The organism is Alkaliphilus oremlandii OhILAs (assembly GCF_000018325.1).
Taxonomy (GTDB): domain Bacteria; phylum Bacillota; class Clostridia; order Peptostreptococcales; family Natronincolaceae; genus Alkaliphilus_B; species Alkaliphilus_B oremlandii.
On the sequence record NC_009922.1, the window covers coordinates 1,407,835 to 1,423,270 of the forward strand.

Sequence of the window (15,436 nt, forward strand, 5' to 3'; positions counted from 1 at the left end):
AGAATAAATTTATATTAGGAAGGTAGGTGATTATATGCCTTGTGTTGCTGAGTTCGGGATTATAGATAAATTTGAAGAAGGTAAAGATTATTCGTTTGATTATACCCCTCAGAAATATAACTGTGTAGCTATTGGTGATGATATTTTAGATGATTGGTGGAATGAGTTGACTTTAATTAAAACTTATTTTCATAACTATAGTAGACCAAATTTTGCACTTGCAAGATGGGGAGTTACTCTTATACCACCGGAATCATTGGGAGCTTTTTATAATATTATTTTAAAAGATATAAGATTAAAGTCATCAGAAGAATTGATTAAATTAATGGTATTGCTAGGGAAAGCAATATCTGAAAATAAATATGTTATACATTATGGTGTATAACAATTAAAAGGAGGAAAGTATGGGAAGCAAAAATATAAAAGATGTTTTATTAGGGGGATTAGTAAAAAGGAAGAAGTTCAGTAGTTTAAGGTTTATAGTTCTATTTTTTGTAGGAATCACGATTATGAATTTTGGCGTTTTAGAGATTAATGCTGATACATATGAAAATCTAGATTTAAAAAATAATATAATTTCTCTTGAAACAACGAAAGCTGGAAATGGATTTGAAGATTTAGAACCATTAAAAGAGATGCTAAAGGATAAAAAAATAGTTGCAATGGGAGAGGCTACTCACGGTACAAAGGAATTCTTCGAGATAAAACATCGGATGTTTGAATTTTTGGTTGAGGAAATGGGGTATAGAGCATTTGCTATTGAAGCAGAATTCGGAGAAGTACAAATGGTAAATGAATACATACTTAGTGGAACTGGTAGTGCATATGATGCAGTCCGTGCTTTAACATATAGTGTTTGGCATACGGAAGAGGTTCTTCAAATGGTTGAATGGATGTACAAATACAACATGAATCCCAGTAATAAAGAAAAAATTAGATTTTATGGTTTTGATATGAAACCAGTAAAGAATGATGTGGATGCTGTATTATTCTATTTAGAAAGAGTTGATAAAGAAATATATTCTAAATATGCATCTAATCTAGCTCTAATCAGAAGAAATGATAATGTGAGTCTAGATATAGTAAGAGAGCTAAAAACGATTTTTGATGAAAATAAAGGAACTTATATTGTGAAGACATCAGATATTGAGTATGAAATGATTTACCAGCACTTAGAAATAATAAATCAATGGGCTGAATTTAAAGAAGTTACAGATATCTTAGATGCTGTAAATAAAAGAGATAAATATATGGCAGAGAATGTAAAATGGATTTATGATTATGAAAAGAATTTTAATAATGATAAAATCATGCTTTGGGCACATAATGGACATGTAAGTAAGAAATTTATTAATTATAAATCAATGGGAGAGCATTTAAAAGAAATATATGGAGACATGCTATATGTAATTGGCTTTGATTTTTACAAAGGTAGCTTTAATTCTAATCCGGGTAACATTATTGGAAATTTCATAGGTAATAAAATGGCATCATTTACCATTAAAGAAGGATATTCTGGATCATTTGCAGCAGTTTTTGAGAAAACAGGAATACCTTTAAGCTTTATGGATTTTAGATTAGCATCAAAAAATCCTGAAATTGCAGATTGGCTATCTCAAGAACAATATATTCGTAGTATTGGTGCTATATATGTTAATGAGCATATTTCTTCTTTTGCTCCTGAAATTCCTATAGAATCCTATGATGGATTAATATTTGTTAGTGAAACTACAGCATCAGAGAGAATGAATAAAGATGAAAAGATAATTACTAACGGAAATAGATATCTTATTATTTATTATGTTACAAGAATATTTATATTAGTGCTAATAATATTTTGTATAGTGAAGTTTATAAGGAAGCGAAAACGAAAATCTATAAAACAACAATAATATCTATATTTATAATAATAAATGCTCTAATAGAATTAGGTCTTAGTGGTAGGCAGAGTAAGATAATTTTAGTAGGCGGGATAAAATGAATAAATTAACATCAATTAAAATAATAAATACAGCCTCAGGACTTTGTAGTGAAGATGAAGCAACAAAGCATGTAACAGCAGTATTTAGAACAGGTAAAATTAAGCATCAAATATATAATAGAATAGAAAAAACACCTTTATATGAGAATGTTTATAAAGCCGATAAACGAAGATGTGAAGACTTATTTGTTTTTCTTGAAAGGGTCGTAGGGGAGTGGGAAAGTAATTATAGCGTAGAGGTTTGTGATGGGTATTATTGGGATTGTTACCTAAGATATTCGGATAGATCGGTTAGAGTAATAAAAGGAACTGTTCAGCCTCCACCGGATGGGGAGGAAATAGAAAGGCAAATAATTAAATTAGTAGAGTTTGATGAGGAGCCTTGGATATTTTAATTTAATAAAGATTCTTAAATATAATAAACGATCTAATAAGTATTAATGAAATCTTGAATGTGAAGAAAGTCTTCATATTTAAGATTTTTTTCTTTGGTATAAAGATTCTAATTTGACAGAATAGTTAGTATTTCATATAATCTATTACAATAAGGGAATTAGGGAGGAGATTTTAATAATTAAATTAGGAGATTATATTAAAAATTGTATTAAAGAAGAAGGAAGGACAATATCTTGGGTATCAGAAAAATTAGGGATTAACTATAAGACTTTTACAACTAAATTAGATAGAAACACTATGTCGGCAGACGAACTGCTAAAAATCAGCGTTTTGTTAGGGATTAATTTGGAAAATTTGAAATCTGACTTAGAGTATAAATTTGCTATTACTAATGAATATGCATATGTAATTACGGAAGGGAAAGATAAAGATATAGATGAAATACTTAATATGGATAAAATTACAGTTTCTAAAGTGCGTATTGCAGGTAGTAGGGGTATAAGTTCAGATGAGATTTATGATAGTATTTACTTATTTATGCCTATTAATAATGAACTAGGAAGTATAGAATATGAACTTAGATTAGCAAACAATGTACATTTAAAAGAAGAAGGAGGTAGGGGGTATATGAAAAAAGTTTCTTCTGAAACTAATAGATATATTTTTTCTAAGAGCAAGTTATATGGAAATGTAAACATAAGTAATAAAGCTAAAAGTATTTTAGCAGGAAATATTAATATAAGTAATGCTACTAAATAACAGGGACTATAATTCTTAGGGGGTATAAACTTGTACGAGTTAATTAATCAAAACGAAGCAGATAGAATAAAGGAGATATTAGAATCTACTTGGCTATACAAGAATATAGAGTTGAAAGTAGGAGATTTTTTATTATCAGTTTCAGGGGTAAGTGAGAGTAATGATACAGAACACCATTATCCTTATGAAATGAGTGAATTTTATTTATTAAATAAAGATAATGGATTTGATGTATTAGAATGCAACCAAAAAAAGTACAATGCATTTGTAAACGTAGGGGAGTGGGGCACCAACCCAAGGTTAAAAAATTCTCATATTACATTAGGGTCTAGTAAGTTTCATGATTTTTGTTTTCAGATTGAGTTATCTCAAACAGTAAAAGATGAAAAAGATATATACATTTTAAAAAACGTTACTAATCTAGCTGGACCTGGTGCGATTTGTAGGCTATATAGAGGACTAAAGAGTAATCGTAGTGAAAAGTTGAGAAGAAGGGATTTCTTCATAGAAGAATTTGGACAAGAGGTATTACATTATGAAAATAAAGATTGGGCAGTTATTTCTAAAATAAACATAGATGATTTGTATAATCAAGATAAAGCAGATGAAATTTTTTATCGACTAATACACAATATGTTTTCTGCTATGCTCTTGGTAGAAAGTATAGGTCAAAGTAATACGAAAGAAATTATCTAAATAAATATTGGCGGTGTATATATGAGTAGAGAAATTCTAGCTGAAAATCAATATGGATTTTTAGATAATCCAATAATCTCAAAATACTTTGATCTTGAAGAGAAAACGAGTTACTTAAAATCTTTAAAGATAATGAATGATAAAAGAAACTTTTACTTTGAAATGATTCCATGTTTAACATCCTTTATAGAATTGTCAAAAGATGAAGGCAACCTAAAATCATTAGATAAGTATATTTTTAAAGAAATAAATGATGTTAAATTAAATGTAAATGAAGAATTAATAAATCAAGCTAAACGAATAAATAAAAAGGGTTTTGATTTGATGAAAATCAAAGATCCTTTGAATTTTGATACGTTGAAAAAATCGTATTTAACGGCTGTAAAGTTGCATCATCCTGATATAGGGGGAAATACTCAGGATATGCAAATAATCAATGAAGCCTACACACAATTTCACAAATTAATAGCATTTAAAATAGAAAGTAGAGATAATCAAAAGAGGATAAGGTATGCAAAAGATTATGTTTATTACGCTTACATTGATTTAATTAATATATTATTAGATAGTTGGAATATAGATGGTGCTTACTACTGTATGAAAGAAGCTATTGAAAACGATATATTTAATGAAACGTTTAAAGATCCATATAATTACTATGAATGTTCTTTGGCTATTAGTATATGCGGAATGCTTCCTGATATCAACTTTAAAGATCAGGCCTTTGAGCTATTGGAGTACAGTCAAACACTTGTTGAAAATATAGAAAGTAGAATCAAAGATTATTATATAAAGAGTATCAATAAATTAATAGATAACTTAGAAAATAATAAAAAAACAAGAGTTGTAATTAACCATATAATTCAAGCTGATAATGCAGCTAGATTAGGAATTATATCCAAACAAAAATATAATCAGTATATTAGTAAATTTAGTAAGGCAGAGGTTAGCAAAAAAGAAACTGAAGAGAAACTAAAGACTATTTTATCTGAAAATTCATTTATAATTCCTCTCGCCAATGAGGAAAAAATATTTAAAAAATTATCAAATTATAGAGGTGGACAATTAATACCTGAACCAAAATATTTTCAATGTGACCTAAGAGATCTATCTAAGTTACAACAATGGGAGTACTTTAAAATTTTCTCTGAAAGATCTAGCTTGGCTCTTATTAGAAAATATGCATTTGTTAGGCTTTATAGTTATTTAAATTGTATTTTTGAATGCTGGAATTATGAACTTTGTATTAAAATAACTGATGAAATTAAACTTATTATCAGTATTTTTAGAGATAACAAGTCAGTCCAACACTATTCTAATAAAATACTAGAGGCATTAAATATTTTACTAAACTTAGATAAGGAAACTCGAGCTAAAAGACTGGATCTTATAAGAAAGTACAGTACCATAGAAGATGAGGTTCTAGATACTCCGATTAATAATAGATTTATGGAATTCATTACAATGGAGATAGATGAAATTGAGTATATAGTAAATAAACAGTTCAGTTGATATGCTGATTTATACATTTCATAAATAAGTTAAGTAAGATATGTTTAATTACTAACACAGTCCGCTGCCTTTGGGGTAGTTCTATGTGGTCATGCAGCCGACTGTGTAAGTTTTACTGCCATCTGACCGGTCCTTGCTATCGCTCCCTTTGCAAACTGTTTTTCTATTTTTATAGATGTATTAGATATTATAGATGAAAAACAGATTACTACGGTCGCTGGGTCTATCTTTAGGGTAAATTGCTTACCCGCTCCTTCCACAGACTGTATCGGGTATTTAAAAAATAATATATTTAGTGCATAAGATATGTGGCTTGTTATTACCATACGTTCATAAAAGCCACCTTTTTATTCAAATCAAAGCTATGTTAGACGGGGCGATACAGACTGTTCCAGTCGCTGAGCTAGTCTTTGTAGGTCTTAATTTAAGATCGTCTCTGTTAGCTTTATTTTAGTCATTCTCTGAGGGTCTTTTACTTCCGCAGTCAGCTGCATATAGGGTGGTTCTAGATAGTCTTACAGCCGACTGCGTAAGTTTCCCTGCCAACTTTCGGGTCTTTGCTGCCGCTCCTTCCACAAACTGTTTTTATATGGGGCCAGTTTCTAGGGCTAAAACAGATTGTTCCAGTCGCTAGGTCTATCTTTGGGGAAATCATGATCCATAATGCTCTACCTTCGTAATCCCAACTAACGCTACGCTTTCCCTAAATGTCTTGTTTAAAAAATAGTTGCAAAAATCGCAACTACCGCTCCGCTTTCTTTAAACGAACATTTAGTGAATAGTTAGGGTATATGAGGTGATAGAAAAGTTAGCTTTTTATAATGTTTTATAGAATTACCTTAGGGTCTTTAGGTTTACTGTCTAACGCTATGGTCCAAAATGTAAGGATGCCATGCATCCCACCTACATTGTGGATATGATGGACAGCCAGTCAGAGTGGTTTCTATAGAGGCTACCCACATACCCACAAAGTTTACTACTACTGCTACTAATAATTAGGGTGCAGCTCCGAGGGTTGTGCATGATGGACAACTTATAATAGCAAGTCCCGTAGCAAGTTGCCCACATGCATTACGTGGCCTATTTACTGGGTCTTTATCTTTGTATTCCTCTAGGGTCTTTATTAGGGTAGGCTATATTAGCCCCTCCTTTAGGGTCAACAAACTTCCTAGTTCATTCCATAAAAAGTATGTAAACATAGCTCTGTTTACATATTTTTTACTCCATTCATACAGAAGATTGTTCTTTCGGGTCCTTTATTTGTATCAGTAATAGTTTCTGTACTCAAAACTATATATTCTACTTTGCCCACCGCTCCTTCCCACATACTGTAGCTTTTTGTAGCATTCCTTTAGGGTAGCTACAGACTGTTCCAGTCTCGACAGAACCAATTAAAAAATGAAAGTAATTAATGTTAAGATATATAAATTCTCAAGTTTTATTATGCTGCAGCTAGTAATATAACTTTAAATTGATTGATACCATTTTAAAATTTTGATAAAGTAAGAATAGCACAGTAAATTAAAGAAAACAAAAGGGTAAAATCGAAAGAGATAATTAATAACAACTAAGAATTTTATAGGGGGCAATTGAAGTGATTAAACAAACATTAGAGTCTAATGAGAAGATTAATATAAATGATAAAGAAATAGCTGTACTAAAAGAACATTTCCCAAGTTGCTTTAAAAAAGATGGTAGTTTTGATATTGAAAAATTTTCAAAGCAATTAAAGGATAAAGTAGACGTTACAAGCGAAGGTTACGAGCTAAACTTTTTAGGAAAAAGCTATGCAAAACTTCTAGCCTCTATTGATACTACTACAGTTATTAAACCAGACTTAGAACATAATGAAAAAGAAGAAAATAAAAATAGTGAGAATGGATATATTAGTGGAGACAATTTAGATGCACTAAAGCATTTGCTAAAATCCTATAGTGGGATGGTGAAATGCATTTACCTAGACCCGCCTTATAATACTGGAAGCGATGGATTTGTTTATAACGATAAGTTTAACTTTACAGTAGAGCAATTAATGGAAAGATTAAGTTTAGATGAGGGACAAGCTCAAAGAATTATTGATATGACCAATAGGGGTTCTGCCTCTCACTCAGCTTGGCTTACTTTTATGTATCCTAGATTATTACTTGCAAAAGATTTATTGAAAGAAGATGGAGTTATATTTATATCTATAGATGAAAATGAACATAGTAATTTACGATTATTATGTGATGAGGTATTTGGTGAGGAAAACTATTCAGGTGAAATTATTTGGAAGAATAGCAGTAAAAATGATCAAGCATTTATTTCTATTCAACATGAATATATAATTAGTTTCGTTAAAAATAAAGATTTAAATAGTGGAGAATGGAATGAGAAAAAAGAGGGCTTAGAAGAAATTTTCAAGGCTTTTGACGAATTTAAAAAGAAGCATGGCGATAACTGGGAAGAAATACATAAAGAAGCCCTTAATTGGTTTAAGCAATTCCCTGAATCAAATCCTATATATGCTAGCAAGCATTATACTTGGATGGATGAGAACGGAGTATACTTCCCAGATAATATTTCAGGTCCTAATTTTGGACAATATAGATATGATGTAATTCATCCAGTTACAGGAAAAGTTTGCAAAGAACCTGCTAGTGGATGGAGATTCCCAGAGGAAACTATGAAGCAAAGAATAAAAGAAAAATTAGTTCATTTTGGAAAAGACGAAACAACAATTCCAAACAACAAAACGTATCTTAAAAATACTCAATATCAAAGTTTGACAAGTATTAAGTATAAAGATGGAAGGGTAGCTTCAAAACAACTAAATGAATTAATGGGTGGAAAGCATTTTACCAATCCTAAAGATGTAGATTTACTAAACACTATATTTAAAGCTGTTGGAGTGGACAAAGATTCTATCATTGTAGACTTCTTCTCAGGATCCGCCACCACAGCCCATGCAGTTATGCAGTTAAATGCTGAAGATGGTGGTAATAGAAAATATATCATGGTGCAGCTGCCAGAAGAAGTTAAAGAAAAAAGTGAGGCATATAAGGCAGGATATCGGACAATAAATCAGATTGGAATTGAAAGAATTAAACGTGCTGCAAAGAAAATAAAAGAAGAAACAAAGGTAGATATTGATTACGGATTTAAACACTATGAGCTTATAGAACCCAATCAAAATACATTAGATAAATTAGAAAGTTTTGACCCTAATGCTTTTATAGCAGATAAAACCATATTAGATGAATTTGGTAGTGCAACTATCTTAAGTACCTGGGCAGTAAAGGATGGATATGGATTCAATCCTCCTATGGAAGTTATTGATTTAGAAGGGTATACAGCATATCTATGTAAAAAACATTTATATATGGTTAACCCTGATATTAAGGATGCTTCTATTACCAAACTAATAGAAAAGTTTGAGGAAGAAGGAGACTTTAACCCTGAAAATATAGTGTTATTTGGATACAGTTTTATTAGCTGGTCGCTAACTCAAATGCTAGAAAACAATATTAAGCAATTAAATAACAGTGAGAAAAATCTAAAAGTTAACGTCATTACACGATATTAATGGAGGTGAGGAAATGGACTTAATACTAAAGGGGGACTTGCCCCATCAGCAAAAGGCTATCGATGCCATCAATACAGTTTTTAAAGGTGTAAAAATTACAAAGCCTAGTCTATCCTATATGAATCCTTCCTTTGATATTAACAGTGGTATTGTTAAAGAAAATATTAAAGAAGTTCAGAAAGAAATACATCCTTCCATGAGGGGAAGTAATGAGATAGAAGATTATCTTAACCTAGATATTAAAATGGAGACTGGAACAGGTAAAACCTATGTATATACCCAAACTATATTTGAGCTTCATAAAAGGTATGGTTTTAATAAATTTATTATTGTTGTACCTTCATTGGCAATTAAAGCTGGTACTCAGAAGTTTATTAATTCCCCATATGTAAAACATCACTTTAGAGAAACTCAAAGATATTATTCGGAAATTGATTTACATGTTTTAGAGTCGAAGAAAACAAAGAAAGGAAAAAACTTTTTCCCCTCACCTGTAAGAGAATTTGTTAGTGGTTCCAATCAAGTTACTAACAAAATCCATGTACTTCTTACGAATATGCACCTATTGCAAGATAGAAAAGGGTCTATGTTAGTTCGGGACGATTATGATTATGGTGTAGAAGGTTTTTATAAACCAAGTGATGCTATGAAAGCTACTAAACCAGTTGTAATTATAGACGAGCCTCACAGATTTGCTAGGGATCAGAAGACCTTTGAGTTTATTGAAAATAATGTTAAACCTCAAATGATTATTCGATTTGGGGCTACTTTCCCAGATAGAGAAGTTAAAGTAGGAAGGAAGAAACAAACTGTAAAAGATTATTATAATTTACTATATAATCTAAGCTCCTGCGATGCCTTTAATCAAAATCTGATCAAAGGAGTAAGTAAAGAGCATTTTGAGCCAATATCCAAAAAACAAGATAAGGTAAAAATTGTATCTGTTAATAATAAGACTTCTGTTAATATTCAATACATTAAAGAAGGCGAAAAAACCATTACTCATACTTTAGCAAAGGATGAACCTTTGTCTATTATTACTTCATCATTCGAAGGCGTTTATATTACTGGTATTGGTAAAAATTTTATTGAGTTATCTAATGGCCAGATTAAATATCAAGGAGAAGAATTTACTACTGATATTTATTCTTCTTCCTATCAAGAGCAAATGATTAAGCTCGCTTTAGAACGCCATTTCGAAACGGAGAAAGAAAACTTTAATAGAAAATTTAAGATTAAAACCCTAGCTTTATTCTTTATAGATGATATTTACTCCTATAGGAAAGATGAGAAAACTGGCAAGGAAACATACTTAAAAAACACCTTTGAAAGATTATTAAAAGAAAAAATAGATATGGAACTATCCAGCCTTACTGAAATTGATAGTGAGGAGTATAAAAACTACCTCTTGGCTTCTAAGAAGGATATTGACGCTACTCATGCTGGATATTTTGCACAGGATAATAGTGATTCAGATGAGGCTATAGCTCAAGAAGTAAATGAAATACTATTTCAAAAGGAAAAATTACTATCCATTAAAAATGAAGATGGAAGCTATAATACGAGAAGGTTTTTATTTTCTAAATGGACATTAAAGGAAGGCTGGGATAATCCTAATATCTTTACCATTACTAAGCTACGATCTAGTGGTAGTGAAAACAGTAAACTTCAAGAGGTTGGTAGAGGATTAAGACTTCCGGTAGATGAATTTGGTAATCGAATCTCTAATGAAGAATTCTTTCTAAATTATATTGTGGACTTTACTGAAAGAGACTTTGCAGAAGAATTAGTAAGACAAATTAATAGTGAATTACCTGAAATTCTTGTGCTTACGGATGAGGATATAGAAAAGGTTGCCAAAAAACTACGCATTGATCCTGACGATTTATTCTTAGAGCTTTTAACTAAAAAATATATAGATAGAAATAAAAAGGTTAACGTAGAGAAGAAAGATGAGTTTATAGAAGAATATCTTGATTTTGTAGGAGGTCTAAACAAAGGTAAAGTTAAGGACAGTAATAAAAATAAACCTCAGCCTGTGAAAATTAGAAAAAGTAATTATGCTGAATTAAAAGAGCTATGGGAAATTTTAAATCAAAAATATTTTATATACTATGAAAAGCTAGAAGAAGAATTTATTGAAGAGCAGCTAGTAGAATTATTAAAAAAGGATGTCTTTACAGATGTAATAATTGCAAGTAAAAGAGACATTGTACGAGGCAGTGAGAATGGTATGGTTATAGGTGAAAGTGCAGGGGTTTATTATACCTTAGAAAAACCATTACCTTACTTTGAATTTTTACGAAGAGTAAACGAGGGAACAAATCTTCCTATTACAGCTATTCATAAAGCTATAGTTAAATTTTCTAAGGAGCACTCAATAGAAGATAAATATTTTAATGAATATTCTGCAGCAAATTTGATTAATAGTTTTGAGGTATGGAAGACTCAAAATTTACAAGGAAGATTCAGTTATAAAAAGACGAGCTTACCTATACATCCTACCCCTTTAACTAATAAAGACGGTACACCTAAAGATGTTATTTCTCAGGGTCGAATAGGTACAAAAATAGTACCAGGTGAAGCTATGGATAAATACTTATATGATGCAATTGCTTACGATTCGGAACTAGAAAAAGATAATATACAAAGTCAAATTGATGAGGTTGTTGTATTTGGTAAAATTCCAAGAAATAGCATTCGAATTCCTACTATTAACGGAGGAACCTACAGTCCGGACTTTATGTATGTGGTAAAAAAGAAAGATGGTAGTAAAGAATTAAATGTTGTAGTAGAAACCAAGGATGTAGAAAATGAAAATGTACTTAGAGGGATAGAAGAGGATAAAATCAATAGTGCTAAAGTATTCTTTGAACAGCTTAAGCTTGATGGATATGAAGTAAAGTTTGAAACCCAGCTTAAGAGTAAGAAGATGAAGAGTATTATTGATGAGTTGTTATCAAGTTAAAGTATAAAAATAGAATTTGCTTTAGTATTAGATTAAAAATAAATGGATGAAATAAGTACTAAAGTCAAAGTAGTAATTGAGGGTTTCATTGTTTATAATCTTAACTATAAGAAATGAGTATTCGAATCTATTCAAGGAGGTACAAACCCTATATGAATGAGAAGGCATTTTATAAAAAAATTCATCCCGATTTATTCTCGGATTCAAAAACTATAAAAGTTGGAAAACTTTCAAAGGAATTCTTTTCGTATTTTTTAGAGTCATTGACAAGTCAAAGTAAGGAAAAAGAATTTGAAGATTTTTGCCGTAAGATAATTGAAGCAACTATTTGTCCTAATTTGCTTCCTCAAACAGGACCAACTGGAGGAGGAGATAGCAAAGTTGATTCAGAAACCTACCCAGTTTCTGAATCTATTGCAGAGACTTGGTTATACGGATATAATAGTTCGGCACATAGTGAAAGATGGGCTTTTGCCATTAGTGCAAAAAAAGATTGGAAACCAAAATTAAAATCTGATGTAAAAAAAATTATTGGAACAAATGAAGAACAAGATAGAGGATATACAAAAATATTTTTTATTACAAACCAATTTGTATCTGATAAAAAAAGGGCAGAGGCGGAAGATGAATTAAGAAAAGAGCATCAATTAGATATACGCATTTTAGATAGGACATGGTTATTAGAAAATACATTTAAAAATGATAATCAAAAATTTGCAATCTCCGCTTTTAATATGTCAGATGAATTAAATGATGTAATAGAGGAAGGTACTAGAGATATAGAACGTAAAAGATATTTAGATGAAATAGAAAAAGAACTACAAAATCTCGAACAGCTAAAACCTGCAAGAATTATAAAATTATCAAAAGAATCTGTTGAAATATTTAGGGAACTAGAAACTGATAAAACAACAATCATTAATGTTTTGGAAAGAAACCTTAGATTTGCTAAAAAGTATGGCGGTGTGAATGATCATGCAAATGCTTTGTATGATTATTGTTGGACAATGCTTTGGTGGTATGAGGAACGTGATGTATATTATGATAAGTATGTTGAACTTGAAAATCTTTACAAGGAAAATATTGAAAACTATTTTATCTTAAAAGAATTAAGCACTTTATGGATTACTTTATTTAGTAATCATAGTAAAGAAAAAAAGACAATTTTAAATATGGAAAGTCATACACAATTATTAGTAGATTCGTTTGATAAATTTATTAGTGATAGGGAAAACCCCAAAAGAGCAAAATTAGCTAAATATGATTATCAAATGGTACGACTACAAAACCCAGAAATGTGGTCTAATGTAGTTGAAAAATATATTGAAATACTTAAAGACATAAATTTTAATAATGATATTGATCTATTCCAATTAAAAAAGATATTGGAACTTCCTGTTTTGAAAGGATATGCCAAATATGATGAACTATTTGAGCTTCTAATTAATTTATTAGGTAAACAATCTCAAAATATCGAATCATCACAATTACTATTAAACAGAGGTGATGACTACCTAGATGGTGATATTTATAAGGCTATTAAGTTTTATAGTAGAGCGTTAACTAAATTATTTCATGAAAGCTCTAAAGTTGACTTAATAAAAACTTTAATAAAGCTAGGGGCAGCATTTCAGCAAATTGGATTGTTGTGGGGTGCTAGAAGTTACTATGTAAGAGCATTTATGGAGTCGATTAATTTATACTTTAATGAGGGGAATGTTATTCCTGGTTTGTTTTTATCAATGAGATCACTTAAATATTTAGAGTTGCGTTTAGGACGAATTAACCATTCACTTCAGTTCAACGAATTAGAATTAATTGGATTGAATTTGTATCCATATGAAACCGATGATGAAAAGGAAAGTGAAAGATATCTTCAATATGATGGATTATTAGCAATTGCACTATTAAATTTGAAACAAAGTGCTATTGAACAATTGGAAATGTTACCTGATCATTTAAGTAAAAATGAACTGATAATGTCATCTGCTGCATTAAAATATATGCTGGGATATTATGATGAAGATTGTGTTCAAGCAATGGGATCAAAAGAAGCATTAGATGCATTTATGAAAAAGCTATTTGAACAACCGCCTTCAGATGAATTTCAGAAATTATTAGATACAAATTTTTTATCTGATGAGGTAACGTTAAAGACAAAGATAATTGGTTGTGATGTAATTGTAAATACTAGAAGAGATAATCTCCATCAAGAATTAGGAGCAACTTTGTTAGCTATGTTGGAGAATATGTTTGCAACATCTATTTCAGATCAAATAATTCCTATGCTTTCGGAATTTGTTATCAATATCGTAGAAGTTAAGGCAAATCAATTTGATATTCAAGTTACAAAACAAGATAACACTATTAGGATGGCTATTTCAAATATTAAAGAATTGATAGAGCATAAAAATAGAGGTTTGATTTTAGAAAAACTAAATATTGTTTTGGCCATTTTTACTACGCAGATAGTGCCTCTATCAACCGAGTTAGAAAAAATAAAAAAATCTATTGAAGAAGAAAATGCTATGTTCAGGTCGATTAATTGCTCTAATACTTTAGATACATTTGTTGTTCATGAAGGAGATATTTTCTTTATGAACAAAGTAACGACAGGGATGAAGGTATACAAAAATATTAGAGAAAAAAGTATTTTTCAGGATGATAAATTAGAAAATCAAGAGGAACATGAAAATGTAGAGTCTATTAAGGAAGTGAAGTATGAGGAATTGCCTGAAGGAATAGATTTTTCTAAAGTTCATCATGATAAAATTAAGATAAGTGATATCATCTATCTACCATTATGGGATGAGGCAAAATGGGAAGGTCTTTGCGTTTGGACAGACGGAGAATTTGAACATCCACCTATTGTAGGGTTAGTATTTGGGAAAAAAGAGGGGTTAGATATTTTCAGAAAATGGAAAGCTGAATCTAAAACCAACAAAATTACCATTGGAATTATTACAGGAATAGATAAGAATAATCCTTATTGGTATAGAGTAATTATAGGAGAAAATATTATTGGTATGAACCCTAATGAAGAAAGCAAACCCACTATTATAAATCATATAAATCGTCTGCATACGATGGAAGCAAAAAATGATTTTAATATGAGTTTATTAAAGCAAGCTATAACAAAACATAAAACTTTTAAATTTATTCCTATTTTAAAAGAAGATTTAAAGTTTCAAAGACTAAGAAATGAGTTGGCATTTATAAAAAAAAGTGAAAGTATTATTATTAAAGATGTATCTGAAATTAATGAAAAAGATGCATTTTTAATAAGTGGGATAACACCTTTCGATAAACCAGTGAATAATACTGGAAAAGAATTATTCGTGGAGAAATTAATTAAGAGAAAACAAAAGATGAGTAGAAATAGTGATAAGAGAGGCTGTTAAAAATTTGGGAAAATGATATTATTTTATCCTAAATCTATAGAGGACTATAAAAATTAATAAAGCAGGAGAAAACTATTCCTCCTGCTCTAGATAATAAGTTTTAAATATAAAATTTTCTGTCACCACTTGTCACCGATTCACAAGTTTTATAAAAATAT

General features: G+C 30.2%; 10 protein-coding genes. 9 read left to right on the plus strand and 1 reads right to left on the minus strand.

Going from position 1 to position 15,436, the window contains the following annotated elements:
* Positions 1 to 34: 34 nt before the first annotated feature.
* From CLOS_RS06765 to CLOS_RS06790, 6 genes are all read left to right on the plus strand, one after another.
* A complete protein-coding gene (locus CLOS_RS06765; RefSeq protein ID WP_012159168.1) occupies positions 35 to 385 on the plus strand; it encodes a hypothetical protein in 351 nt (116 codons plus the stop codon).
* A 19-nt stretch (positions 386 to 404) separates the two neighbouring features.
* On the plus strand, positions 405 to 1,892 hold the full coding sequence (locus tag CLOS_RS06770; protein WP_012159169.1) for an erythromycin esterase family protein: 1,488 nt from the start codon (positions 405 to 407) through the stop codon (positions 1,890 to 1,892).
* Positions 1,893 to 1,977: 85 nt separating this feature from the next.
* On the plus strand, positions 1,978 to 2,376 hold the full coding sequence (locus CLOS_RS06775; RefSeq protein ID WP_012159170.1) for a hypothetical protein: 399 nt from the start codon (positions 1,978 to 1,980) through the stop codon (positions 2,374 to 2,376).
* Positions 2,377 to 2,674: 298 nt separating this feature from the next.
* Positions 2,675 to 3,136 carry a hypothetical protein gene (locus tag CLOS_RS06780; RefSeq protein WP_012159171.1) on the plus strand — a complete coding sequence of 154 codons (462 nt, stop codon included), beginning with the start codon at positions 2,675 to 2,677 and terminating at the stop codon, positions 3,134 to 3,136.
* A 30-nt stretch (positions 3,137 to 3,166) separates the two neighbouring features.
* The gene (locus CLOS_RS06785) at positions 3,167 to 3,832 is read left to right on the plus strand and encodes a hypothetical protein (protein WP_012159172.1); all 666 of its coding nucleotides are present in this window, start codon (positions 3,167 to 3,169) and stop codon (positions 3,830 to 3,832) included.
* A 21-nt stretch (positions 3,833 to 3,853) separates the two neighbouring features.
* A complete protein-coding gene (locus tag CLOS_RS06790) occupies positions 3,854 to 5,344 on the plus strand; it encodes a molecular chaperone DnaJ (protein ID WP_012159173.1) in 1,491 nt (496 codons plus the stop codon).
* An 89-nt stretch (positions 5,345 to 5,433) separates the two neighbouring features.
* Here CLOS_RS06790 and CLOS_RS06795 read toward each other — a convergent pair whose 3' ends face one another.
* On the minus strand, positions 5,434 to 5,670 hold the full coding sequence (locus CLOS_RS06795; protein WP_041719073.1) for a hypothetical protein: 237 nt from the start codon (positions 5,668 to 5,670) through the stop codon (positions 5,434 to 5,436).
* 1,268 nt (positions 5,671 to 6,938) lie between these two features.
* Between CLOS_RS06795 and CLOS_RS06800 the strand changes: the two genes are divergently transcribed.
* The 3 genes from CLOS_RS06800 (at position 6,939) to CLOS_RS06810 (ending at position 15,278) form a co-directional block, all read left to right on the plus strand.
* Entirely contained in the window at positions 6,939 to 8,909 is a 1,971-nt protein-coding gene (locus CLOS_RS06800) for a site-specific DNA-methyltransferase (protein WP_012159174.1), read from the plus strand.
* Between the two features lie 13 nt (positions 8,910 to 8,922).
* Positions 8,923 to 11,877 (plus strand): type III restriction-modification system endonuclease, encoded by a 2,955-nt coding sequence (locus tag CLOS_RS06805; RefSeq protein WP_012159175.1) that lies wholly within the window; start codon positions 8,923 to 8,925, stop codon positions 11,875 to 11,877.
* Positions 11,878 to 12,029: 152 nt separating this feature from the next.
* On the plus strand, positions 12,030 to 15,278 hold the full coding sequence (locus tag CLOS_RS06810) for a hypothetical protein (RefSeq protein ID WP_012159176.1): 3,249 nt from the start codon (positions 12,030 to 12,032) through the stop codon (positions 15,276 to 15,278).
* Positions 15,279 to 15,436 lie beyond the last annotated feature (158 nt).